Source organism: Paenibacillus sp. HGH0039 (genome assembly GCF_000411255.1).
In the GTDB taxonomy this organism is placed as follows: Bacteria; Bacillota; Bacilli; order Paenibacillales; family NBRC-103111; genus Paenibacillus_F.
Window position 1 is genome coordinate 926,426 of record NZ_KE150413.1, and the last position, 21,728, is coordinate 948,153.

General features: G+C 55.6%; 22 protein-coding genes. 16 read left to right on the top strand and 6 right to left on the bottom strand.

The genetic code is table 11. From position 1 onward, the window contains the following. Nucleotides 1–135 precede the first annotated feature (135 nt). The gene (locus HMPREF1207_RS18490) at nucleotides 136–1,128 is read right to left on the bottom strand and encodes a cation diffusion facilitator family transporter (RefSeq protein WP_009676158.1); all 993 of its coding nucleotides are present in this window, start codon (nucleotides 1,126–1,128) and stop codon (nucleotides 136–138) included. A 289-nt stretch (nucleotides 1,129–1,417) separates the two neighbouring features. Here HMPREF1207_RS18490 and HMPREF1207_RS30600 point away from each other — a divergent pair, with 289 nt between their 5' ends. Both HMPREF1207_RS30600 and HMPREF1207_RS18500 read left to right on the top strand, forming a co-directional pair. Further along, nucleotides 1,418–1,813 (top strand): metal-sensitive transcriptional regulator, encoded by a 396-nt coding sequence (locus tag HMPREF1207_RS30600; protein ID WP_009676223.1) that lies wholly within the window; start codon nucleotides 1,418–1,420, stop codon nucleotides 1,811–1,813. A 39-nt stretch (nucleotides 1,814–1,852) separates the two neighbouring features. After that, nucleotides 1,853–2,053 carry a copper ion binding protein gene (locus HMPREF1207_RS18500; protein ID WP_009676142.1) on the top strand — a complete coding sequence of 67 codons (201 nt, stop codon included), beginning with the start codon at nucleotides 1,853–1,855 and terminating at the stop codon, nucleotides 2,051–2,053. Between the two features lie 122 nt (nucleotides 2,054–2,175). Here HMPREF1207_RS18500 and HMPREF1207_RS18505 read toward each other — a convergent pair whose 3' ends face one another. Then, nucleotides 2,176–2,928 (bottom strand): IclR family transcriptional regulator, encoded by a 753-nt coding sequence (locus HMPREF1207_RS18505; RefSeq protein WP_036740196.1) that lies wholly within the window; start codon nucleotides 2,926–2,928, stop codon nucleotides 2,176–2,178. A gap of 273 nt (nucleotides 2,929–3,201) precedes the next feature. Between HMPREF1207_RS18505 and HMPREF1207_RS18510 the strand changes: the two genes are divergently transcribed. From HMPREF1207_RS18510 to HMPREF1207_RS18540, 7 genes are all read left to right on the top strand, one after another. Continuing rightward, nucleotides 3,202–4,311: an ABC transporter substrate-binding protein gene (locus HMPREF1207_RS18510; RefSeq protein WP_009676137.1), complete on the top strand. Its 1,110-nt coding sequence runs from the start codon at nucleotides 3,202–3,204 to the stop codon at nucleotides 4,309–4,311. Between the two features lie 22 nt (nucleotides 4,312–4,333). Further along, nucleotides 4,334–5,428 carry an ABC transporter ATP-binding protein gene (locus HMPREF1207_RS18515; protein ID WP_009676234.1) on the top strand — a complete coding sequence of 365 codons (1,095 nt, stop codon included), beginning with the start codon at nucleotides 4,334–4,336 and terminating at the stop codon, nucleotides 5,426–5,428. A 3-nt stretch (nucleotides 5,429–5,431) separates the two neighbouring features. Beyond that, nucleotides 5,432–6,298 carry an ABC transporter permease gene (locus tag HMPREF1207_RS18520; protein WP_009676077.1) on the top strand — a complete coding sequence of 289 codons (867 nt, stop codon included), beginning with the start codon at nucleotides 5,432–5,434 and terminating at the stop codon, nucleotides 6,296–6,298. Continuing rightward, complete coding sequence (locus tag HMPREF1207_RS18525; protein ID WP_036740481.1) at nucleotides 6,298–7,098, top strand: ABC transporter permease; 801 nt, start codon at nucleotides 6,298–6,300, stop codon at nucleotides 7,096–7,098. The genes HMPREF1207_RS18520 and HMPREF1207_RS18525 overlap by 1 nt, the downstream gene beginning before the upstream one ends. Nucleotides 7,099–7,236: 138 nt before the next feature. Further along, complete coding sequence (locus HMPREF1207_RS18530; RefSeq protein WP_016423876.1) at nucleotides 7,237–8,394, top strand: M20 family metallopeptidase; 1,158 nt, start codon at nucleotides 7,237–7,239, stop codon at nucleotides 8,392–8,394. A gap of 244 nt (nucleotides 8,395–8,638) precedes the next feature. Then, nucleotides 8,639–8,998, top strand: a complete 360-nt coding sequence (locus HMPREF1207_RS18535) for a hypothetical protein (protein WP_231392112.1) — start codon at nucleotides 8,639–8,641, stop codon at nucleotides 8,996–8,998. A 74-nt stretch (nucleotides 8,999–9,072) separates the two neighbouring features. Then, a complete protein-coding gene (locus HMPREF1207_RS18540; protein WP_009676219.1) occupies nucleotides 9,073–10,023 on the top strand; it encodes a helix-turn-helix transcriptional regulator in 951 nt (316 codons plus the stop codon). A gap of 177 nt (nucleotides 10,024–10,200) precedes the next feature. Here the strand turns inward: HMPREF1207_RS18540 and HMPREF1207_RS18545 are convergent, their stop codons facing one another. The 4 genes from HMPREF1207_RS18545 to HMPREF1207_RS18560 all read right to left on the bottom strand — a co-directional run bounded on the left by HMPREF1207_RS18545 (nucleotide 10,201) and on the right by HMPREF1207_RS18560 (nucleotide 13,988). After that, the gene (locus HMPREF1207_RS18545) at nucleotides 10,201–10,767 is read right to left on the bottom strand and encodes a PH domain-containing protein (RefSeq protein ID WP_009676177.1); all 567 of its coding nucleotides are present in this window, start codon (nucleotides 10,765–10,767) and stop codon (nucleotides 10,201–10,203) included. Nucleotides 10,768–10,975: 208 nt separating this feature from the next. After that, nucleotides 10,976–12,154: a glycine C-acetyltransferase gene (locus tag HMPREF1207_RS18550; protein WP_009676059.1), complete on the bottom strand. Its 1,179-nt coding sequence runs from the start codon at nucleotides 12,152–12,154 to the stop codon at nucleotides 10,976–10,978. 18 nt (nucleotides 12,155–12,172) lie between these two features. Then, nucleotides 12,173–13,219, bottom strand: a complete 1,047-nt coding sequence (gene tdh / locus HMPREF1207_RS18555) for an L-threonine 3-dehydrogenase (protein WP_009676103.1) — start codon at nucleotides 13,217–13,219, stop codon at nucleotides 12,173–12,175. A 214-nt stretch (nucleotides 13,220–13,433) separates the two neighbouring features. After that, nucleotides 13,434–13,988 carry a helix-turn-helix domain-containing protein gene (locus tag HMPREF1207_RS18560; protein WP_009676228.1) on the bottom strand — a complete coding sequence of 185 codons (555 nt, stop codon included), beginning with the start codon at nucleotides 13,986–13,988 and terminating at the stop codon, nucleotides 13,434–13,436. Between the two features lie 185 nt (nucleotides 13,989–14,173). Between HMPREF1207_RS18560 and HMPREF1207_RS18565 the strand changes: the two genes are divergently transcribed. The 7 genes from HMPREF1207_RS18565 to HMPREF1207_RS18595 all read left to right on the top strand — a co-directional run bounded on the left by HMPREF1207_RS18565 (nucleotide 14,174) and on the right by HMPREF1207_RS18595 (nucleotide 21,373). After that, on the top strand, nucleotides 14,174–15,202 hold the full coding sequence (locus HMPREF1207_RS18565) for a LacI family DNA-binding transcriptional regulator (RefSeq protein ID WP_009676208.1): 1,029 nt from the start codon (nucleotides 14,174–14,176) through the stop codon (nucleotides 15,200–15,202). Between the two features lie 354 nt (nucleotides 15,203–15,556). Continuing rightward, the gene (locus tag HMPREF1207_RS18570) at nucleotides 15,557–16,528 is read left to right on the top strand and encodes an ABC transporter permease (protein WP_009676174.1); all 972 of its coding nucleotides are present in this window, start codon (nucleotides 15,557–15,559) and stop codon (nucleotides 16,526–16,528) included. A gap of 15 nt (nucleotides 16,529–16,543) precedes the next feature. Next, nucleotides 16,544–17,425, top strand: a complete 882-nt coding sequence (locus HMPREF1207_RS18575; protein WP_009676096.1) for a carbohydrate ABC transporter permease — start codon at nucleotides 16,544–16,546, stop codon at nucleotides 17,423–17,425. A 66-nt stretch (nucleotides 17,426–17,491) separates the two neighbouring features. Further along, a complete protein-coding gene (locus HMPREF1207_RS18580) occupies nucleotides 17,492–19,108 on the top strand; it encodes an extracellular solute-binding protein (RefSeq protein WP_009676116.1) in 1,617 nt (538 codons plus the stop codon). A gap of 14 nt (nucleotides 19,109–19,122) precedes the next feature. Further along, nucleotides 19,123–20,397 (top strand): Gfo/Idh/MocA family protein, encoded by a 1,275-nt coding sequence (locus tag HMPREF1207_RS18585; RefSeq protein WP_009676190.1) that lies wholly within the window; start codon nucleotides 19,123–19,125, stop codon nucleotides 20,395–20,397. Nucleotides 20,398–20,558: 161 nt separating this feature from the next. Beyond that, on the top strand, nucleotides 20,559–21,182 hold the full coding sequence (locus HMPREF1207_RS18590; RefSeq protein WP_009676115.1) for an HAD-IA family hydrolase: 624 nt from the start codon (nucleotides 20,559–20,561) through the stop codon (nucleotides 21,180–21,182). Further along, on the top strand, nucleotides 21,143–21,373 hold the full coding sequence (locus HMPREF1207_RS18595) for a hypothetical protein (protein ID WP_009676191.1): 231 nt from the start codon (nucleotides 21,143–21,145) through the stop codon (nucleotides 21,371–21,373). Before HMPREF1207_RS18590 ends, HMPREF1207_RS18595 begins: the two co-directional genes overlap by 40 nt. Nucleotides 21,374–21,728 lie beyond the last annotated feature (355 nt).

Below are 21,728 nucleotides of genomic sequence, written 5' to 3' on the forward strand. Positions count from 1 at the left end.
TAATTTAGGCCGTTATGCAGCCTTGCGGACCGCCGGACAGCGGCTTTCCCGCAAGGCTGCGCTGAATCCGCGCATCGCGTACAGAGGGATGCGAACATGCCGGTGAGCAGGCGGCCGGGACATGCGGTGCGGTTCTTAGATGCTGAACTCCGCATGCTTCAGATGGCGTGTCTCTACCTGAATGGTGGCATGCCGGATCTTATACTCGTTCTCCATGCAAGTAACGGCCTGCTGGAGAACCTCCCGGCTGTCGGCTTCATCGTCGATGAGCAGATGACAGCTGAAAGAATCCATGCCGGACGTGATCGTCCAGATGTGAAGATCATGGATGTCGCGGACGCCGGGAATACGCAGCAGGGTATTGCGGACATCGTCGGCGTCGAGGCGCGAGGGAACTCCTTCGAGCAGAATATGCGTGGCGGATTTCAGCACGCCCCAGGCGCTGCGCAGAATGAGCAGCGAGACCAGAATGGAGATAATCGGGTCCGCCTGATACCACTGGAACGCCTGCATCAGAAGCCCGGCGATTATCGCCCCTACGGAGCCGAGCGCATCCCCGAGGACGTGCAGATAAGCGCTTCTGATGTTGAGGTTGTCTTTGGCGCCGCCCATCCGGGTCAGAAACCAGGCGCTGACGAGGTTGGCGGCCAGGCCGACGACGGCGATAAGCGTCATCGTGCCGCTCGCGATTGCAGGCGGGTGCGCAAAGCGTTCGACGGCCTCCCGGATGATCAGGATGGAGAGGACGACGAGGGTGACGCCGTTCAGCATGGCCGTTAAAATCTCCACGCGGTAGAAGCCGTACGTTCTTCTGCGCGAGGCGGGACGGGCCGCAAACCACATGGCGACCAGACTGAGCAGCAGAGACGCCGCATCGCTCAGCATATGCCCGGAATCCGACAGCAGGGCCAGACTGTTCGTCAGCAGACCGCCGACGAATTCCAGCACCATAATGCCCGTTGTGATGAGAAAAGCGATAAACAGCCCCTTTTTGCTGCTGGGGCCGTGATGATGCCCGATTCCGCCATGTTCGTGATCATGTGAATGGTCGTGGGAATGCCCGTGATCTTGCCGGTGAATTTGGCCGCTTGCGGCACCGGCTGCTTTCCGTTGTTTTAAGTTGCTCATACCGCTATTCCTCCTTTGCGTGACGCATGTTTGATGAAATTTGGATGTCGTTCCTAACTGTTCTCGATTTGTTCGGCTGCCTTATCTTGAGTAAGTAAGGAAAATAAAAATCACACTGATTTTAAAATTAATATATGAGCAAGTATTCATATGTTATTTTATAGTAACCAATTCAGAAGATTTTAACAAGCCCGAATTTTTATGAATGACGAGAAAAAAATTCAGTTTTGAGGCTATTGAAATACCCCCATGGGGTATGTTATGCTGGTGATAAGGGAGGTTGAACAAGATGGTACTCCATTCCGAAAAGGATAACGGCAGCACCGGAGGCGAAACGGGCATCGCTCCGCTTGCTTCGGCAGATGCCGGAACTTCCTGCCATACACATACGCGCGACGACGATACGGAAAGAAGAAGCCATCACAGCGACAAGGTGAAGAATAACTTGATTTCCAGGCTGAACCGGATTGAAGGTCAGATCCGCGGCGTCAAAGGCATGATCGAGAAAGACACGTACTGCGACGATGTGCTCAACCAGATTGCCGCTGTGCAGTCCGCCTTGAACAGCGTGGGCAAACTGCTGCTGGAAGGGCATATGAAAAGCTGTGTGATCGAACGGATTCAGGAAGGCGATACGGATGTGATCGACGAACTGCTCGTTACCGTCAACAAGCTTATGAAATAAACCCAAACTAATCGGAAGAGGAAGAAAGGGGCAAGAAAAATGGAAAAGCTGACATTGAAAGTGGAGGGCATGTCCTGCCAGCATTGTGTAAATTCGGTAGAAAAAGCGGTTGGAGGGCTGGGAGCGAAGGCTCAGGTTCATCTGGCCGAAGGCCGTGTCGAAGTGGAATACGATGCGGGTGCCGTGAAGCCCGAGCAAATTAAAGAAGCGATCGAAGAGCAGGGCTACGACGTCGTATAAACAGGCGAAGCGCCAAGCCACTCCAAGAATCGCCGCGGCTGTCTAAGCAAGGCGGCAGAGCCTTCCCGCGCGCTAAATGAGAACAAAAACACCCGGAATTTTTCATTCCGGGTGTTTTTGTTCTACCGGTAGCCCAGGCCGAACGAAATGTTGCGCGTCGTCAGGAGAACCTGCTGCAGGAAAGCATCCTGCTGCGGAACGACCCGGTCCGACGGCCCGATAAGGCTGACGGACGCGACAATCTCGCCCGTCGCATCCCGGATCGGAGCCGCCATCCCCGTCACGCCGACGTTGCGCAGATTCGTCGAAATCTCGTAGCCGCGGCTGCGGATAGCCGCAAGCCGTTCTTTGATTTCGTCCGGCGACTGTATGGAATGCGGTGTATACGTGCGGATTCCGTCCGCGAGTACGCTGTCGATAAACGCCTCCGGCCGGTAAGCCAGCATTACGCGAGACGCGGAGGTGGCATACAGCGGAAAGCGGCGGAACGCGTCTACATTAAAGCGGATCGGATGCTGGGAATCGATTTTATCCACATATATGGCGTCTTTCCCGTCAACGACGCACAGGCAGGCCAGCTCTTTCGTTTTCTCGGCAAGCTGCTGCAGGTAAGGTTTGGCGAAGTCGACGAGATTATGATCACGAAGCACTTTCGTGCCGAGTTCGAGCAGAGTAAAACCGAGCGAGTACTGCTTCGTACTCGGATTTTGCGATATAAACCCGTCGCTTTCGAGCGTAGCGAGCAGCTTATGAACGGCGCCTTTAGACAACTGAAGCCGGCGGCTCAGTTCGGTGACTCCGAGCTCCTTCGGACCGTCCAGAAACTCTTTGAGCAGGCGGCTGCTGTTTTTAACGGAAGACAAATGGTGCTCCATGAACAGACTCCCCCAGGCGGTCATATCGTCGGAATATCCCGACATGCAAGCAAATTATTGCTATTGTAGCATACTTATTTTGGGTTTCCTAGAGGTGCTTTAGAGGTGCTTCGGACGAGTTCCGCTCCGGAAAAATAATCTTTTTTTAAACCTGACATATGTATTGCTAGGCTGGAAAGAGCGTGATAGAATCACTTTAAGATTTCCTTATAGGAAACAATGTTCACATATAGTGAACGAATAGAGAAAACCAAATAGAAGGGATGTCCATCCATGAAAAAGAAAATCGGGGTCTTGGTTTCAGTTGCCGCTCTGTGCGGATCACTTCTTGCAGGATGCGGATCTTCAAAAGAGCCGGCAAAAGAAGCCGCTGTTTCGCCGGGAGCATCGACTTCAGCGCTGCAGCCGGAGAAAGAACTTGTTGTTGCGGGTAACGGAGCTACTGTAGAAGAGCTGATGAAAGACGAAATTTTCAAACGTTTCAAAGCGAAATATCCGGACATCAAACTGACGTATGTATCCGGCGTATCGACCGAAATCGTCGCCAAAGCGAAAGCGGTTAAAAACGATCCGCAGACGGACGTGGCCATCATTGAAGGCGGCGAGCAGGAAATCGGACGCAAAGAGGGTCTTTTCGAACCGCTGAAAGAAGCCGATATTCCGAACATGAAAAACGTGATCGCCGATCTGAAAGTGGCTGAAGACAGCGGGGTCGCCGTCAACTTCACACCGATGGGCATCTCCTATAACGAAGCGATTGTGAAAGAAAAAAATCTTCCGATTCCCGAGTCCTGGAACGATCTGGCCCGTCCCGAAATGAAAGGCAACCTCACCCTGACCGAGATTTCCAGCAACTTCGGCCGTTCGGCTCTGATCATGCTGGCTTATGCAAACGGCGGGTCGGAGAAAAATATGGACCCCGGCTTCGAAAAACTGAAAACGATTGCAGGATACATGCCGACCTTTGCGAAAAGCGCCGCGCAGCTCCAGCAGAACCTGCAGAACAAATCGGCGGCGTATACGTCCTGGACGATGGCCCGCAGCATTGTGCAGAAGGACCAGGGGGTCGAGCTGAAGTTCGTCGTGCCCAAGGAAGGGGCTAACCTGGTGCCGAACGTGGCCACGATGACCAAGAACGCGAAGCACCCGAACGCCGCGAAGCTTTTCATCGACTTCCTTTTAACGGACGAAGTTCAGACCTTGTACGCTTCAAAGCTGTATTATAACCCGGCCACATCCGTAAAGCTCCCGGAAGATATATCCAAAAAAATCGAATTCGACCGCTCCAAAATCGTGAAATTCGATTACGAAACCGTAGGCGGCAGCACCGCCGGATGGATTGACCGCTTCAACAAGGAAATCGCACCTTCGGTAGGCAAATAGATTCGGAAAACAGGTGATTCAGTTGGAAAAGAGGATAGATGTCGAACTTAAAGCCGTCCGTAAAACATTCGGTTCCAACGTGGTCGTCGATAACTTTGACCTGCAGATCGAGAAGGGGGAGTGCATCTCCTTTCTCGGCCCTTCGGGGTGCGGCAAGACGACGACGCTGAACATGATTGCCGGGTTCTTGGACCCGGACGGCGGTGAAATTTCGATCAAAGGCAAGCGTATGAACGGCGTTCCTTCGAATAAGCGGGACCTGGGCATGGTGTTTCAAACTTATTCACTGTTCCCGCATATGACGGTTGCCGAGAATGTAGCCTACGGGCTCAAGCTGCGCAAAATGCCGAAGGCGGAAATCAAAGACAAGGTGCGGAAGGTGCTGGAGCTCGTCAAGCTGCCCCATGTGGCCGACCGCTATCCGAAGCAGCTTTCCGGCGGGCAGCGCCAGCGGATCGCGATCGCCCGGGCGCTGGTGATCGAGCCGTCGCTGCTTCTGCTCGACGAGCCGCTCAGCAACCTGGACGCGAAGCTGCGGGAAGAGCTTCGCGAAGAGCTGAAGCGTCTGCACAAAGAGACGGGCGTCACGACGATTTTCGTCACGCACGACCAGGAGGAAGCCCTGTATTTGTCCGACCGGATCGTCGTGCTGGATCACGGCAAGGTCGAACAAATCGGCACGCCTTGGGACATTTACAACCGTCCCGCCTCCGAATTCGTGCACACCTTCATCGGCAAATCCAACCGCCTGCCCGGCACGGTCCGGGGATCGGCAAACGGCGGGATGGCCGTGCAGACCGACGCCGGATTCGTGCTGGAGGCGTCCGCGGACGGACGTACGTTTACGACAGGGGAATCCGTGGTCGCCTATGTGCGTCCGGAGAAAATCCGCCTGACGGAGCCCGGCGCGCTTGCGGATACCGTACGGGCCGCGGGGACGATCCGGCAGCTCGCTTTCCTCGGTTCCTTCGTGGAATGCGAGGTGGAGGTCGGCTCCGCGCTGCTTACCGTAAGGATGCAGATGCAGGACGGACTGGCGGACTACACCGCGGGCCAGCAGGTGGGACTGACGTGGAATCCGAAGGACGTCTTCGTATTCCCGCGGAAGGAGCAGTAGGCCATGCAGGCGAAATCCTCCCGCTTCCGCCGCCTGTCGTCCTGGACGGGGCTGTTTCTTCTGGCCCCCAGTCTGATCGTTCTGCTCGGCGCGTTTCTCATCCCGATGATCTACATCCTGCTCCAGAGTTTGCAGGACGCCGAGCAGCAGTTCTCGCTGCACAACTACCTGCTTTTCGTACAAGACTCGTATTATGCGGGCATCTTGTGGCGGACGATCAAGCTCAGCTTGTATACCGTCCTGCTAACGCTCATTCTCGGTTACCCGGTTGCGCTCTTCATGTCCAAGGCGTCGGGCAAAATGCGCGGACTCGTCACGTTTCTGATCATTTCGCCGCATCTGATCTCCGTGGTTATCCGCAACTTCGGCTGGGTCGTCATTCTGGGCGACAAAGGCTGGGTCAACAGCTCTCTGATCAAGCTCGGCCTGATCGACAAGCCGCTTAAGCTTCTGTACAACGAGCTTGGCGTGGTCATCGGACTCACGGATTCCTTTATCGTGTACATGGTGCTTGCGCTGGCGACGAGCTTGTATGCCGTCGACCAGTCCCTGTACAAAGCGGCGGGAATTCTGGGCGCCTCGAAGGCCCGTTCGTTTTTCTCCATCACGCTGCCGCTCAGCCTGCCGGGCATTTTTGCCGGGACGACACTGGTGTTCAGCTTGTCCATGAGCGCTTTCGTCACCCCTGCCCTGATGGGAGGAAGCTCGGTTAAAGTCATGCCGGTCATCACGTACGAGAAAATTATGGCCACGCTCGACTGGCCGCTCGGTTCGGCGCTCGCCTTCCTGATGCTGGCTTCCACCTATGCGCTCGTGACGGTATTTACGAAAATCGTGGAAACGAAGCGCTACCGGGAGGTGTTCTCGTGATCAAACGCATCCCGTGGCTCGGCATCGTTACGTTTATCGTGCTGCTTTTCGTCATTTCACCGCTGCTGGTCATTATTCCGACCTCGCTTACGTCGGCCAATTATTTGTCCTTCCCGCCGGAAGGCTTCTCGCTGAAATGGTATGAGAAAATTTTGGACCGGCCGGAATTTATCGAGTCGTTTATTTTCAGTTTGGAGCTGGCGGCTCTGTCGGCCGTTTTGTCTACAATCATCGGCACGCTGGCCGCCATGGCGATCCACAAATACAAGTTCCCGGGGAGCGGCTTCGTCAACGCGCTGCTGCTTTCTCCGCTCACCGTTCCTTCTATTATAATAGGGATGGCTGCGCTGCTCTTCTTCACCCGGATCGGCCTGGCGGGAACCTTCACCGGACTGCTGATCACCCACATGCTTATTTCGATCCCGTATGTGGTCCGGCTGACGATGACGGGGCTGAGCGCTTACGATTACACCTTGGAGCGTGCGGCTTACATTCTGGGGGCCAGCCCGTTTCAGGTTTTCCGCGACATCACGCTGCCGCTGCTTCGTCCGGCCATTTTGTCCGGGATGATCTTCTCGTTCCTGACTTCGTTCGATAACGTGACGGTTTCGCTGTTCCTGGTCTCCCCGGAGACGACGACTCTGCCGATGGCGATTTTCAGCTATATGCAGGAAACGCTCAATCCGCTTGTCGCTTCGGTTTCGTCCGTCGTCATCCTGCTCAGTCTGGTGTTTATTTTCATTCTGGAGCGGGTGTACGGGCTCGATAAGCTCTTCGGCACGAATTCGCATTCTCATTAGATTTCTTTATTCAGGCAAGTCCGGATTCACTCCATAAAAAAAGAGGGGCGGCATGCGGGTTGCATGCCGTCCGTTTCTTCCGCAGCGCGTTCGTACGGACGTACCCGTTTATTTTGCGCAAAGAAAGGTTTATTTCGTATGTCAGACGTAACTCTTGTGGAAAAATACATGCCGGAGCTGCTCCGGCTCTTGGAAGAAAGCGTAAATATGGACTCGCCTTCACGGAACAAGGCGCTCTGCGACCGGATGGCGGATTGGTACGAGATCCAGTTCCGGCGTTTGACCGGGGGAACGGTAACGCGCCTTCCCCATGAAGTCGCAGGCGACCGGCTGCTCTGCGAGTGGGGCGCCGGCAGCCGGCGCATTCTGCTGCTGGGCCATTACGATACCGTGTGGCCCGAAGGCGAAGCGTCGCGGCGGCCCTACGGCGTCCGCGGGGGCAGAGCCTTGGGACCCGGCGTGTACGACATGAAGCTGGGGCTGCTTCAGGCGATGTTCGCGCTGAAGCTGCTCGGTGACGAGGGACGCGGTCCCGCGGAAGATGTTACCGTCGTGCTGCTGATCAACAGCGACGAAGAGATTTCCAGCCCCAGCTCGCGCGGGCTGATCGAGCAGACCGCCCGGGGCTGCGAGGCGGTCTTCGTGCTGGAGCCTCCGATGGAGCCGGAGGGCGCGCTCAAAACCGGCCGCAAAGGAAGCGGCCGCTACAAGCTCATCGTGGAAGGGATTGCCGCCCATGCGGGCGTGGACCCTTCCAAGGGCGTCTCGGCCATCGAGGAGCTGGCGCACCAGATCCAGCATCTGCACGGCCTCACCGATTACGGCATCGGCACCACGGTGAACGTCGGCATCGTACACGGAGGCATCGGCACGAACGTGGTCGCAGACCGCGCCGAAGCCGAGATTGACGTGCGCGTGAAGACGTCGGCCGAGGCCGAGCGGGTGCACGCGCTGATCGCGGGCCTCCGCCCGCACCTGCCGGGTGCCCGGCTCCGCATCGAGGGCCGCATGATGCGCCCGCCGATGGAGCGCACGGACGCGATCGCGCGGCTGTACGGCCTCGCGCGGAGAATCGCCGCGGACGAGCTGGGCTTCGAGCTCGGCGAGACGGCGACCGGCGGCGTCAGCGACGGGAACTTCACCGCCGCGTGCGGGGTTCCGACGCTGGACGGCCTCGGCGCGCGGGGAGATTTCGCGCACTCGCCGGACGAATATGTGCGGCTGGACGAAATCGCGCCGCGTACGGCTCTGCTCGCGCGGCTGATCGAGACGGTCGCGGCGGGGGAGAGGCGGTAAGCCGGCGTGAGGAGTAGGCTGTCCTGCCGCAGGCTGTGGAGTCACACAGCCGGTTCCGCACGGTTTGGTGTGCATACAACCCGTTCGACAGACTTTGTTCTGTCGGACGGGTTTATTTTTGTTGGGCAAAAGTAAAAAAAAGCAAACACCCATTCGAGACAAACAGGTGTCGCATCGAAGTGATAACCTAAATAATGGAATTGATATCATGATTTGGGGAAGGGGTTTGTGCGGAGAGATGGGTATGGGGAGAAAACTTATGCTGGATGTCGGCGTCATTTGTGAAGAACTGGGGCTGAGGAAGGACTACATAGAGAATGTCGTGAAGAAGAACGGAGGTATGAAACCGGGGGCGCAGGAAGCGGAAGACGGACAGGAAGACGGAGAGGAGGACGAACAAGACAAGGATAAGAAGGATACGGATAAGGCAAAAGAAAGGAAACAAAAAAGGAGTTGGGACAAGAGGAAGGCTGGGAGTAAGGGCTGGAGCAGCGACCGGAGCAATGACCGGAGCCAGGTCAAAGAAATTCCTCAGCCTTGTCCGAAAACGGGGGACGGCTCTCCCGAAGCCTCTTCCGGTTTTCTGTTTTTATGGAAGAAGTAGGAAGGTCCGGGGCCGGTGTCGAATTAACTCCAATAGGCACATAGACCTAACGGAATGGAGTGAGACAAGCCCTTATGATGGACAAAGTCATCCGATTGTTTCATATTATTCTGGCCATTCAAGCCAATCCCGGAATCTCGGCTTCGGACATCGCCCGTAAATGCGGAATTAATCCCCGGACGGTTTACCGGGATCTCGCTACATTAAGCCTGATAGCGCCGATCACCAACGACGGCAGGGGGACCGGGTACCGGTTTATGGGGAAGTTTTTCTTGTACCCGTTAAACTTTACGGAGCAGGAGGCGCTCGTTTTCTCGATGCTTCCTTCGGTCCTCGATACGGAAAAGCTGCCGCCTGGGTTTGACCAGGCTTACCATAAAGTAATGGCCACTCACGGGAAGGAAAAGAGCCACCACCGCGACATCGTGCAAAATATTACGGACATTATTCAGATGGGAGCGCCCGCTTACCGGCAGGAGCATCCGAATTTTTTGGAGACGATTATCTGCGCCATTCTGGATCAGAAAACCATTTCAACCGTTTATCATACGATGTCCCGCAACAAAACGACGGAGAGGAACATTGATCCGTATTACCTCGTGCCGCGTGAACGGCGCTTTTATCTCATCGGCTACTGTCATTTGAAGCGGGAGGTCCGCACGTTCCGGATGAGCCGTTTTCAGCAGGTGGAGGTGACCGGGCAGGCTTTTGAAAAAGGGGATTTTAACATCCGGCAGTACCTTAAGAACACCTGGTCCATCGAGCGCGGGGACAAAAATATGACATTCAAGGTGAAATTTAACGCGGAAGTGGCTCGGTACGTCAAGGAAGAGGAACTGTTCGTTCACCCCCGTATGCGCGACCGCAAGGATGGGAGCCTCATTTTCGAGGTGACGGTAAACAATGAGCGCGAGTTTCTCAATTGGGTGATGCAGTACGGTCCGGCGGCGGAAATTTTGGAGCCTAAGGCCGTGCGGGAGAAGCTCAAGCAGCAGCTGAACCAATGGGTGGAGCTGTACAAGTGAAGGGGGCGGATGCTTCTAAAAAAGTAGTTAACTCGGCGTCGACTCGTGGGCCTGGGAATGACAAACGGGGAAGTTTGTATCTTTTTCTAAAAGTCATTTAATAAAAAATATTCGTATAAGTATTAAAAGAAAGCAATACCTTCAACGGTATTGCTTTCTTTTAAGCCACGAAATAGATCATAATCTGCTTAATAGCTTCGTTTTTTGTACATCAAATTCTTCTTGAGAAAGTATTCCTTGATTTTTAAGCCTAGCTAGTTTCTCAAGCTGATCTACTACGTCAACTGGTTGAAAATGTATAGGCTGTTGCACGTTTTTTTGTTGGTTCGTTTCATACATTTTTTCTCTGACATACTTAATTACACTTATTAAACTACCGGGATCGTTGTAATAAAAGTGAATTTTTTCGCTGTAGGAGTTAATTTCTATGATTCCTTGCCCATACCAAGTTTTTTTGTAATCGATAGAAGTGATCTGATCATAATAAAACTGATCGAGGGTCGTAGAAAGTGCTTTTACACACAAAGCAAACCGTTTATTTGTTACAAATATTAAACCGGTTATGAGATCCCCTTTTTCAAGTGAACCGGCACTAAAGAACATTACTTCTTCGTCATCATCAATTAAATTTGAGAATTCTTCGAGTGCTAATTTGTGCATACATTCACAGGTTTTGTAGAGAACGGGATTTAACATGGCCATCTTTGTTTCCATGCGTTTTAAGTTCTCGCTTTTGTAATCCATTTTGTCACCCCTAGGTAGATGTTAGGTAATTTCAACTAAGTTAGTTCTATTGTACTATATTTGACCTAAATATTAACAAATATTTTGGGGGACGAAGATGAAAAAGTAGGGTTGTATTTTGTTTTAGATAGTTGTTGCTGTCACCTTCCGCCCTAAAATAAAAAAACTGCCCCGCGGCCTATTGCCAAACAGCCGGGGCAGGTTTTATTTAGGAGATAAGACCGGTTTCGCGCCCTACTTTTTTGAGCGCCTCCAGGGCAAAGTCCAGATCGTCCTGAGAGTGGGCCGCCGTAATGATCAGCCGGATGCGGCCTTTGTCGGCGGCAACGGTCGGGAAGACGATCCCCTGGGCGAAAACGCCTTCCTCCAGGAGGCGGTTGGAGAAATGCATGGTAGCCGCGGCGTCCCCGATAATAATGGGGATAATCGGCGTCTCGCTGGCTCCGGTATCGAAGCCGGCTTGAATCAGCGCCTTGCGGAAACCGTGGGCATGAGACCACATCCGTTCCACCAGCTCCGAGCTGCTGCGGAGAACGCGGATGGCCTCCAGACAGCTGGCCGCAACGGAAGGCGGATGGGACGTGCTGAACAGAAACGGCCTCGCCTTGTGGATCAGCACTTCCTTCAGCGCCTGGCTTCCGGCCGCGTAACCGCCGACCACGCCGATCGCTTTGGACAGGGTGCCGATCTGGATATGCACCCGCCCGTGCAGGTTGAAGTGGTCGGTGGAGCCTTTGCCGTTGCGGCCGAGCACGCCGCTGGCATGGGCATCGTCGACGCAGACGATGGCGTCGTAGCGTTCGGCCAGCTCGACGATGGCCGGCAGAGGCGCGATGTCCCCGTCCATGCTGAACACGCCGTCCGTCACGATAAAGCGCTTCCGGTACTGGCCGCTGGCGCGGAGAACGTCTTCGAGCGCGTTCATGTCCTTGTGCCGGTAGATTTTGCGCGCCGCTTTGGACAGCCGGATTCCGTCGATAATGCTCGCATGATTCAGCTCGTCGCTAATCACGACATCGCCATCCTGCAGCAGCGTGGAGAACACGCCGAGGTTCGTCGTAAAACCGGACTGGAAGACGAGTGCGGCTTCCGTTCCTTTGAACGCGGCAAGCTCCCGTTCCAGCTCGTCGTGAATCTTCAGCGTTCCGGCTATCGTCCGTACGGAACCGCTGCCGGCGCCATATCGGTATACGGCATCCGCGGCGGCCCGTTTGAGATCGGGATGATTGGCAAATCCGAGATAGTTGTTCGAGGAAAGCTGAAGCACCCGCCGGCCGTTCAGTTCCATCCAGACATCCGAGCCGCTTTCCCATACGGCGGGCAGCCGGTACCGGCCTTCCCGTTTGAGCTGTTCCAGTTCTTCCGCCAAATAATCCAATCCGCTCATATGTTCATCCTCCGTTTTCTAAATATGAGTAAAGACGACCTTGGCGCATTGGCCCGAAGCCATCAAGTCGAAAGCTTCCTCGTACCGGTCGAGTGTAAACGTATGCTGGACGAGCGGCTGAAGGTCGATGCGGTTCTGGTCCAGCAGTCCCTTGATCTGGTGCCAGGTGTTGTACATGCGCCGTCCGGTTATGCCGTGGACCTGAAGGCCCTTGAAAATCACATGCCGGGACAGGTCGATCGGCACGGAATGAGCCGGAATACCCAGCAGAGAGACGCGGCCTCCGGGTGACATAGCTTCCAGCAGGTCGTTGATGGCGCGGGCATTGCCGGACATTTCGAGGCCGACTTCGGCTCCTTCACCGCCCGTCATCTCCCGGATCCGCTCCGGGGCGGAGACCGCGGGAGACGACTGGATCGTCGCGTCGGCGCCCAGCTTCCGGGCCATATCCAGCCGGTACGCGTTAAGGTCGACGGCGATGATTTTGCCTGCGCCCGCGGCCTTCGCTACCTGGACGGCCATGAGGCCGATCGGGCCTACACCCATGACGACGACGGACTTGCCCACGATGTCGCCCGACAGCACGGACTGGACCGCATTGCCCAGCGGGTCCTGCAGGCAGGCCAGCTCGAAGGGCAGAGACCTGTCGTTCGGGATGATGTTGACCGCCTTGGTCACCGCATAGTCGGCAAAACAGCCCGGCGCGGTAATGCCGAAGCTTCGCGTATGAGGGCAGACGTGAGCGTTGCCCGAACGGCATTGTTTGCACATCCCGCAGACGATGTGGCCCTCGGCGGACACATAATCCCCGACGCGGACGCTGCTCACCTGCGAGCCCACCTCATGCACGACGCCCGCAAATTCGTGGCCGAACACATTGGGGGTCACGACATGCTGTTCGGCCCAGTCGTCCCAATGATAAATATGCATATCCGTTCCGCAGATCGAGCTCGCCTTCACCCGGATCAACACTTCATCCGGCCCGCATTCGGGGACGGGCACCTCCATCAGAACGGCTCCGGCTTTGCGGTGCGCTTTGACAAGTCCAACCATGGTTTGGGTCATGACCAGCATTCTCCTTTTGAGAAATGATCGTTATAAAGTACTTATGTGCGTTATGAAGTACCTGAATGCTGCTATAGTAACCCAAACTATATTAGCGTGTAAATAAAAAAATTCCCGCAGGAACCAAAACATTCCTACGGGAAAGGATAAAACCGGAAATACCGGACTAGAACGGAGCCGGTATAGAACGGTACCGAACTAGAATGTAACCGGACTAGAACGGATACAAAATGACGCTCTGGATATGAACCACTTCGTCCGTGCTGTTCCGATAAATGTGGCTCTGGTCGGCGTGAAACCGGATGGCGTCGCCGTTTTCCGCTACGATCACCTGCTCGCCGATCTGCATCTCAAGGGTGCCGCGGGTGACCGACACGTATTCCTCCACTCCCTCGTGATGAGGGTCGGATTCATATTCGCAGCCGGGCTGCAGCTCCACGGAATAAATCTCGAAGCGGGAGCTTCCGTCGTACGGAAAGAGCGGATAAGCCGTATATTTTCCCTCTTCCGACGACATCGGAAACAGCTCGGATTTCTTCACCAGCGTAACCGACGGCTTCTCATCCTCGATGAGCGCCGAAACCGAGATATGCAGGCCGTGGGCGATTTTCCACAAAATCGTGATGGTGGGGTTCGATTCCGCCCGTTCGATCTGGGCCAGCATCGTTTTGCTGACGCCCGTCAGTTCCGCGAGCTTATCCAGGCTGAGCCCGCGCGAACGGCGGATTTTTTTGAGATTGCCCGCCACCCGTTCTACCATGTTATCCATCTGTGTACCTCCGTAGTAAACGTTCTGCGCTTTCCCTCCATCATACCATCATCGGGCTTTGCGGAAAACGGCTGTCCGGGACAGTGTGATCGTCTGGGCCCAATTGCCTATAACGGTTGCCTGCCCGAGGCTTGTGTGTGATAAGATGGGGAGGATGAGAAGGAACAGGAAGGAGGGGAGAACCCTTGACCAGGCTTAAAGATATTGCGGATGTGATCGGCGTCTCCATCTCCACCGTGTCCAGGGCGATCAGCAACGATACGAGCCGGCCGGTGAGCGAAGAAACGAAACGGAAAATAAGGGAAGCCGCCTTGAAGCTCGGTTATCCGCTGGACGATACCCCGGGAGCGGCCGCGAGCCGGACCCAGATCGCCTGCGTGATTCCCGGCAAGCTGCTGGGCAATCATCCGTATTTCTCGGAGGTGCTCCAGGGATTTCACGGGAAGATGGCCGAGATGGGGCAGCCCGCCGCCATCGTCCGGACCTTCGAGGAAGTGAACGACGCGGAACGTTTCCAGGCTATGCTGACGGAGTCGGGGGCACGGGGAGTGCTCGCGCTGGGCTGGTACGACAAGGAGCTTCACGAGCTGCTGGAGCAGCAGGGCATTCCCATTCTCGGCGTCAGCCTGAACGACGATTCCCTGAGAATGCCCATCGTGGACTGCGACCGGGTGTCGGCCGCCCGGATGGCGGTGGGGCATCTGCTTGATCAGGGGCATACGAAGATCGGGTATGTGGGCGGCCCCGCTTTTTTCAGAAAGCTGGAGAACGACGAACGGTTCATCGGCTTCCAGTTCGCGATGCATCAGGGCAACCTGCCGATCCGCAAGGAGTGGATCGTCAATACGAACTGGGACGTGGACCTGAGCTACCGGCTCGTGACCGCCATGCTGCAGGAGCTGCCCCGGGCGGACTGGCCGACCGCCATGTTCTGCGCCAGCGATATGCTGGCGATCCCGGCGATGAGGGCGGCGCTCGAACAGCAGTGCCGTATCCCCGAAGACATCGCCTTCGTCGGCATGGACAATATCGGGTTTTCGCAGTACACGAGCCCGCCGCTCACTTCGATCGACGTGCCGCGGCAGGAAATCGGCAAGTTGGCGGCCAAATTCCTCTGCGACTACGTAGAGGAGGACTACCGGATTCCGCCGCGGATTTTGCTGCCGTGCTCCCTGATCGTCCGGGAATCGTCGGTCCACGATATCCGGCCTTAGACGGGGAGTAAAGAGAGTGTGCGCACAAGCAAGAGTCTGACAGAACGATGTCAGGCTTTTTTAGCTGCGCTTTTTTATCCAAAAAGTTTGGATTCATTTTAGCCAAAAAGTTGTTGCATTCCTCGGGTCGATTTGGTAAATTAGGGTCAACAAGTTTCTTGTAAGCGTTTTCTAAGACGAATAACGTTCTGCCTGTCTTACAAAATCGTTGAATCACCCTGATTTCCGACGAAAATGATTCCAAAAATTATCCAAATATAAAAATAATTTTGGATAAGCGTTTTGCAGTCCTAAAGTCATTTCGTGGGGCTGAAAGCGAATCGAACGCATTTCATTCCCGGAAGGAGAATTAACGTGGCTGAAACTATTCTCAAACGCAGCGGCCCGGAAACGGGGGCGCATCCTCGCCCGGTTCCGCGCAAACTGACGCTGGGCAGGCGGATTCTCCGCAATTGGCAGCTTTATCTGCTGATTTCGCCCGTCGTGCTTTATTACATCGTGTTTCACTATGTGCCGATGTACGGCCTGCAAATCGCTTTCAAGGATTTTGTAGCGAACAAGGGAATCTGGGGCAGCGCCTGGGTCGGATTCGACCATTTCCAGCGGTTTTTCAACAGTTACTTTTTTCAGCGTCTGATTACGAATACGATCGGTCTCGGTCTTTACACACTGGCGCTCGGATTCCCGATCCCGATTATTCTTGCCCTCCTCATGAACGAAGTCCAATCCCAGAAGTTTAAAAAATTCGTTCAAACCGTCACCTACGCGCCCCATTTTCTTTCCACGGTGGTCGTTGTAGGCATGATGATGATGTTCCTGAATCCCAGATACGGTCTCGTCAATACCTTTCTCGGGATGTTCGGCGTCAAGCCCATCAACTTTCTGGCCGATCCTTCCTGGTTCAAAACGCTCTATGTGCTCTCCGATGTGTGGCAGACGATGGGGTGGAGCTCCATTATTTATCTGGCGGCTCTCGCCGGCGTAGACAATCAGCTTCACGAGGCGGCGCGCGTGGACGGGGCGACCCGGCTCCAGCGCATCTGGCACATTAACCTTCCCGGCATCCGCCCGACGATTGTCATCCTGCTTATCCTGAATCTGGGGAGCGTCATGTCCATCGGCTTCGAAAAAGTGCTCCTAATGCAGAACACCCTCAACATGCAAAGTTCCGATATTATCGATACCTACGTATACCGCAGCGGGATTCTCGACGCGGATTACAGTTTTTCCGCCGCCGTCGGCCTGTTCAGTACGGTAATCAACTTCATTCTGCTGATCAGCGTGAACTGGATCTCCAAACGCTTCAGCGGATCGAGCCTATGGTAGGGAGAGGGAGAAGAGATGGAAAATACCCGTGAAGACCGCTTGTTCAACACCGTCATTTACCTGGTTCTCGGGCTGGTGCTGCTGATCGTCCTGTACCCGCTGGTATTCGTGCTCAGCGCTTCGTTCAGCGAACCCCAATACATTATGAACGGGGAAGTGCTGCTCTGGCCCAAGGGGCTGACGCTGGACTCGTATACCAAAATTTTCGAGGACGGCCAAATTATGAGGGGCTTCGGCAATACGCTTCTGTATACGACTACGGGGACGTGCCTCAACGTGATCATGACGATTCTGGCGGCGTATCCCCTTTCCCGCAAAGACTTCGTGGGCCGCAATCTGTTCATGGGCCTGTTCGTATTCACGATGTTTTTCAGCGGGGGGCTCATTCCGACCTACATCCTGATCAAAAATCTCGGCCTGCTGAACTCCTTCTGGGTCATGATTTTGCCCGGCGCCGTGTCCATCTGGAACATCATCATCATGCGGACCTTTTTCCAGCAGACGATTCCCGGAGAGCTTGAAGAGGCGGCGACCATCGACGGCTGCTCCAATATGCAGATCCTGACGCGGGTCATCCTGCCGCTGTCCATGCCGATCATCGCCGTCACCATTCTGTTCTACGCGGTCGGGCACTGGAACTCGTTCTTCAACGCCCTGCTGTACCTGTCCGACAAAAGCAAGTTTCCGCTTCAGCTCGTCCTGCGCGAAATTCTCATTCAAGGGCAGACGGACAGCCTGGTCAAAATGTCGACGGAATCGGCGATCAAGCAGCAGCGGGCGGTGGAAGGCATTAAATATGCCGTTCTCGTCCTGGCCAATCTCCCGATGTTCCTGCTCTATCCGTTCCTTCAGCGGTACTTCGTCAAGGGAATTATGATCGGCGCCATCAAGGGCTGATCGTTCATCCGATACACGCTTCACGATATTCGCGATAGTTACGATTAAACAAGGGAGGTTAACGAGATGAAGAGAAAGAGAGCGATGAAACTCGTTTTGGCTTGCGCGCTGACGACGGCGGTGCTGTCCGGATGCAGCAGCGGAGGTGAGAAAGGCGCCGGGGAAGCGGCAGAGGCGAAAGGCGTGAATGCGACGGGGTTCCCGATCGTCCAGGAGCCGGTCACGGTCAATGCTTTTGCCGCCAAGTTTTTCGCCAATGCCGACTGGAACAAATTGAAGCTGTGGCAGGAATACGAGAAGAAAACGAACATCCACATCAACTGGGAGACCGTCCAAAAGGACGCCTTGAAAGAAAAACGAAATCTGCTCATGGCGAGCAGCGGGTATCCCGACCTGTTTTACGCTTCCGCTTTCTCGAAATCCGACTTGTTTAAATACGGCAAGCAGGGTGTATTTCTGCCCCTGAACGACTACATCGATCAATATGCGCCGAACCTCAAGGCTCTGATGGAGAAATACCCGGTCATTAAAAAGGGCATCACCATGCCGGACGGCAAAATTTACAGCCTGCCGACTTTGTATGACCCGGAATTCCGGTCCGTTTTCTTCAATACCCCTTGGGTTAAGACGGAATGGCTGACCAAACTGGGACTGAAGGAACCGGAGAACCTCGACGAATTTGCGGCGATGCTGAAGGCATTTAAGCAGGGAGATCCGAACGGGAACGGCAAACCGGATGAAATCGCGTGGGGCGGAGTCGGGACGACAGGAATTGTCGGTTACTTGAGAGGTTCCTTCGGTCTAGGCAACCACGGCAACGCCAACCTGTATGTCGATACGGAACCGGATTCGGGCAAAATCCGCTTTATCCCCGCCGATCCGCGTTACAAAGAAATGCTGGAATACATCCACAAGCTGTATAAAGACGGCCTGCTGGAGCAGGATATAGCCTCCGTGAAAAGCGAGGAGGTCGACGCGAAGGGAACCGCCGGGCTGCTGGGCATCGTGGATAACGTAGACCCTGCGGCGATCTATAACCAGAAAGGATACGCCGGCCTGCCAGTACTGAAAGGACCGCACGGCGATCAGCTCTACACGTATATCGGTTCTCCGCTCGGCAATATCGGGATGTTTATTCTGACCGATAAAGCGAAGAATCCGGCCGCTATGGTCCGGTGGATGGATTATTTTTACGGCGAGGAAGGCATCAAGATGTTCTTCATGGGCTGGAAAGACGACACGTACAAGGAAGAGAGCGACGGAACGGTCGATTATGTGGACGCCATCAAAAACAACAAGGACGGTCTCAGCCTCGACCAGGCGGTCAGCCAATATCTGATCTGGCCGGGCGGGTATTACCCGGGATTCGTCAAGCAGGCGTACTTCAAAGGAGCGGAAGGGCTTCCTACTTCCGTAGCCAATTCGAAGAAAGCCGATCCGCACGTACTCAAGCCGGAGGAAATCTGGCCGGCCTTCAATTTCACGACGGAAGAACAGCAGGAATTGACGACGCTGGCCAATGACATCGAAACGTATGTCACGGAAATGAAAGACAAATTCATCGTCGGAGATGCGCCTCTGTCCCAGTGGGACGACTATGTGGCGACCCTGAACAAAATGGGACTGGACCGCTACAAGCAAATTTATCAGGCTGCACTGGACCGCTACTCCAAGAGCAGTTAAGGGAGAGAGAGAACATGAGCGAATTGACCGCAATATTAATCGGCGCGGGCGCCCGGGGAGCGGGCGGCTATGCCCCGTATGCCCTGGATTATCCGCATGAGCTGCAGTTCGTGGCCGTGGCGGAGACAGATGCCGAACGCAGGGAGAAAATGGCGGAGAAGCACGGCATTCCGGCAGAGCACCGCTACGATACGTGGGAAGAGCTGCTGAACCTGCCCAAAATGGCGGATATCGCCGTCATCTGCACCCAGGACCGGATGCACTACGAGCCGACGATGCGGGCTCTTGCCGCCAAGTATCACGTGCTGCTGGAGAAGCCGATGTCCCCGGACCCGCGCGAGTGCCTGGACATGGAACAGGCCGCCCGGGACAACGACCGGCTGCTCACGATCTGCCACGTGCTGCGCTACACGCCGTTCTGGACGGCGGTCAAGACGGCCATCACGGAGGGGAGAATCGGCGAGGTGGTATCCATCCAGCTCAACGAGAACGTGGGCTACTGGCATATCGCCCACAGCTTCGTGAGGGGGAACTGGAACAACTCGCACAAAGCCAGTCCGATGATCCTGGCCAAATCTTGCCACGATATGGACGTCCTATCGTGGCTGATGGATAAACCGTGCAGCCGGGTAAGCTCGTTCGGCTCGCTCATGCACTTCAACGGGGCGCACGCGCCCGAAGGCTCCGCGGACCGCTGCCTGGACTGCGCGGTGGAGCCGACGTGCCCGTATTCCGCCACGCGGTTCTATCTCAGCCGGGAATTCAGAGGCTGGGCCGGGCACTTCACAAGCGACCTTTCCAAGGAGAGCATCGTAAAAGGGCTGCGCGAGACGGACTACGGACGCTGCGTGTACCGCAGCGACAACAACGTCGTCGATCACCAGGTGGTGAACATGGAGTTCGAAGGAGGCGCCACGGCCATGTTCAGCATGTGCGGCTTTACGTTCGAACAGGAGCGGCGCATTCAGATCATGGGCACGCGGGGAGAACTGAGGGCGGAGGGCGACTCGATTATCGTCTACGATTTTCTGACGCATCAGAAGACGGAGATTACGATCCCTGTCCAGACGGCCGGACACGGAGGCGGGGACAGCGGCATCGTCCGCAGCTTCCTCCAGGAAGTGCGGACTTACAGCGGCCAGGAAGGCCTCACCTCGGCGGCCGCCTCCGTCCGCAGCCATCTCATGGCCTTCGCGGCCGAAGAATCCCGTCTGAACGGCGGAGCGCCGATCGAATTGACGGAGTACGCCCGGACGCTCGCGCAAAACGCGGGCGGGCTGAGCGGTTAAAACGGCGGCTCGCTGCTTTTACGGCCGTTCGGCATTGCGTTCCGGCCCGAAGGACGTGTATGCTGGTAAAAGAACATAAGCGCCATAGCTGCTCCGGCGGCTGTGGCGTTTTTTTGCCGGCCGACTAGGCAAATCCGAAACGGGAAAGCAGGTGTCATGGCGTGGAACCGATTCTTATTTTTGATTTCGACGGGACGATTGTGGATTCCAAAGGGCTGGCGGTGCAGCTTTTTAATGAACTGGCGGTCAAATTCGGGGGCAGGCGAATCGAAGAGGCCGAAATCGGCAGACTTTCGGGCCTGTCCGTACCGGACCGTCTAAAGGCGCTGCACGTGCCGCTTTTTAAACTGCCCGCTCTTCTGCTGGAAGCCAAACGAAACTACAAACAAGCGGCGGTAAACCTGCAGCCGGCAGACGGCATGAAGGAGCTGCTTCTGGCGCTAAAAGAACAGGGCCGAACGATGGGCATCCTGTCTTCCAATACGGCCGAAAATATCCGGCATTTCCTTGACCTCCACGGACTGGAGATGTTCGATTTCGTTCATTCGGCAACGAATCTGTTCGGCAAGGACAAGGCGATCCGCGGCATGCTCCGCGCTCATTCGCTTCCCGCGGACCGGATTATTTACGTGGGGGACGAGCTGAGAGACGTCGAGGCCTGCCGGAGGGCCGGAGTGCGAGCGGCTGCCGTCACCTGGGGCTTCGATTCCGAAGAGCTGCTGGCCGGAGCGGGACCCGATTATGTGTGCCGTACGCCCGAGCAGTTGGCGGCGGTTTTGCGGTAGACTATCGGGACAAGCGGGAACGCATCTCCCGGCAAAGCCCCGGCCCCGGGGCTGAGGCGGCGATATCCGCACAAGCGGATGCTTCCGCCGCAGCGGAGGCGGCAGCGGCCTGGGCACACGGAGCCGCGAAGGGGGAGCGCAACCGCAACCGCAACGGTGCCCGCATGGAAGCGGATGAAGACCGGGATTAAAGCGAGATTCGATACGCACGCCCGAATAAAAACGCCTGATTTGCCGGAATTGGCAGATCAGGCGTTTTCTTTTACCGCTCGCGACGGGGTTATTGGGGCCGAATGGGCTATGACTATTGCAGGCGGTTATCGCATCCAAAGTTGTCACCACTACCGATAAGCTCTCCGCTGCCGGGTAGGCTGCCATTACCGAAGGGCCTATCGCTGTCGAAGTAAGTGCCCACCGATACGCTACCGGGTAGGCTGTCACCATCGAACGGCTTACCGAAGCCTAGCCTACCCTTACCGAAAAGGTGGCCGCTGTCGAAGGACAAACCGCCACCGAAAGGGGCAGCCGTTACCGGTCCACGCTGTC

Bases quoted from the DNA above. Each gene is read 5' to 3' on its own strand.
- HMPREF1207_RS18490 (WP_009676158.1), bottom strand. From the start codon at position 1,128: ATGAGCAACTTAAAACAACGGAAAGCAGCCGGTGCCGCAAGCGGCCAA.
- HMPREF1207_RS30600 (WP_009676223.1), top strand. From the start codon at position 1,418: ATGGTACTCCATTCCGAAAAGGATAACGGCAGCACCGGAGGCGAAACG.
- HMPREF1207_RS18500 (WP_009676142.1), top strand. From the start codon at position 1,853: ATGGAAAAGCTGACATTGAAAGTGGAGGGCATGTCCTGCCAGCATTGT.
- HMPREF1207_RS18505 (WP_036740196.1), bottom strand. From the start codon at position 2,928: ATGGAGCACCATTTGTCTTCCGTTAAAAACAGCAGCCGCCTGCTCAAA.
- HMPREF1207_RS18510 (WP_009676137.1), top strand. From the start codon at position 3,202: ATGAAAAAGAAAATCGGGGTCTTGGTTTCAGTTGCCGCTCTGTGCGGA.
- HMPREF1207_RS18520 (WP_009676077.1), top strand. From the start codon at position 5,432: ATGCAGGCGAAATCCTCCCGCTTCCGCCGCCTGTCGTCCTGGACGGGG.
- HMPREF1207_RS18530 (WP_016423876.1), top strand. From the start codon at position 7,237: ATGTCAGACGTAACTCTTGTGGAAAAATACATGCCGGAGCTGCTCCGG.
- HMPREF1207_RS18535 (WP_231392112.1), top strand. From the start codon at position 8,639: ATGGGGAGAAAACTTATGCTGGATGTCGGCGTCATTTGTGAAGAACTG.
- HMPREF1207_RS18540 (WP_009676219.1), top strand. From the start codon at position 9,073: ATGATGGACAAAGTCATCCGATTGTTTCATATTATTCTGGCCATTCAA.
- HMPREF1207_RS18545 (WP_009676177.1), bottom strand. From the start codon at position 10,767: ATGGATTACAAAAGCGAGAACTTAAAACGCATGGAAACAAAGATGGCC.
- HMPREF1207_RS18550 (WP_009676059.1), bottom strand. From the start codon at position 12,154: ATGAGCGGATTGGATTATTTGGCGGAAGAACTGGAACAGCTCAAACGG.
- tdh (WP_009676103.1), bottom strand. From the start codon at position 13,219: ATGACCCAAACCATGGTTGGACTTGTCAAAGCGCACCGCAAAGCCGGA.
- HMPREF1207_RS18560 (WP_009676228.1), bottom strand. From the start codon at position 13,988: ATGGATAACATGGTAGAACGGGTGGCGGGCAATCTCAAAAAAATCCGC.
- HMPREF1207_RS18575 (WP_009676096.1), top strand. From the start codon at position 16,544: ATGGAAAATACCCGTGAAGACCGCTTGTTCAACACCGTCATTTACCTG.
- HMPREF1207_RS18580 (WP_009676116.1), top strand. From the start codon at position 17,492: ATGAAGAGAAAGAGAGCGATGAAACTCGTTTTGGCTTGCGCGCTGACG.
- HMPREF1207_RS18585 (WP_009676190.1), top strand. From the start codon at position 19,123: ATGAGCGAATTGACCGCAATATTAATCGGCGCGGGCGCCCGGGGAGCG.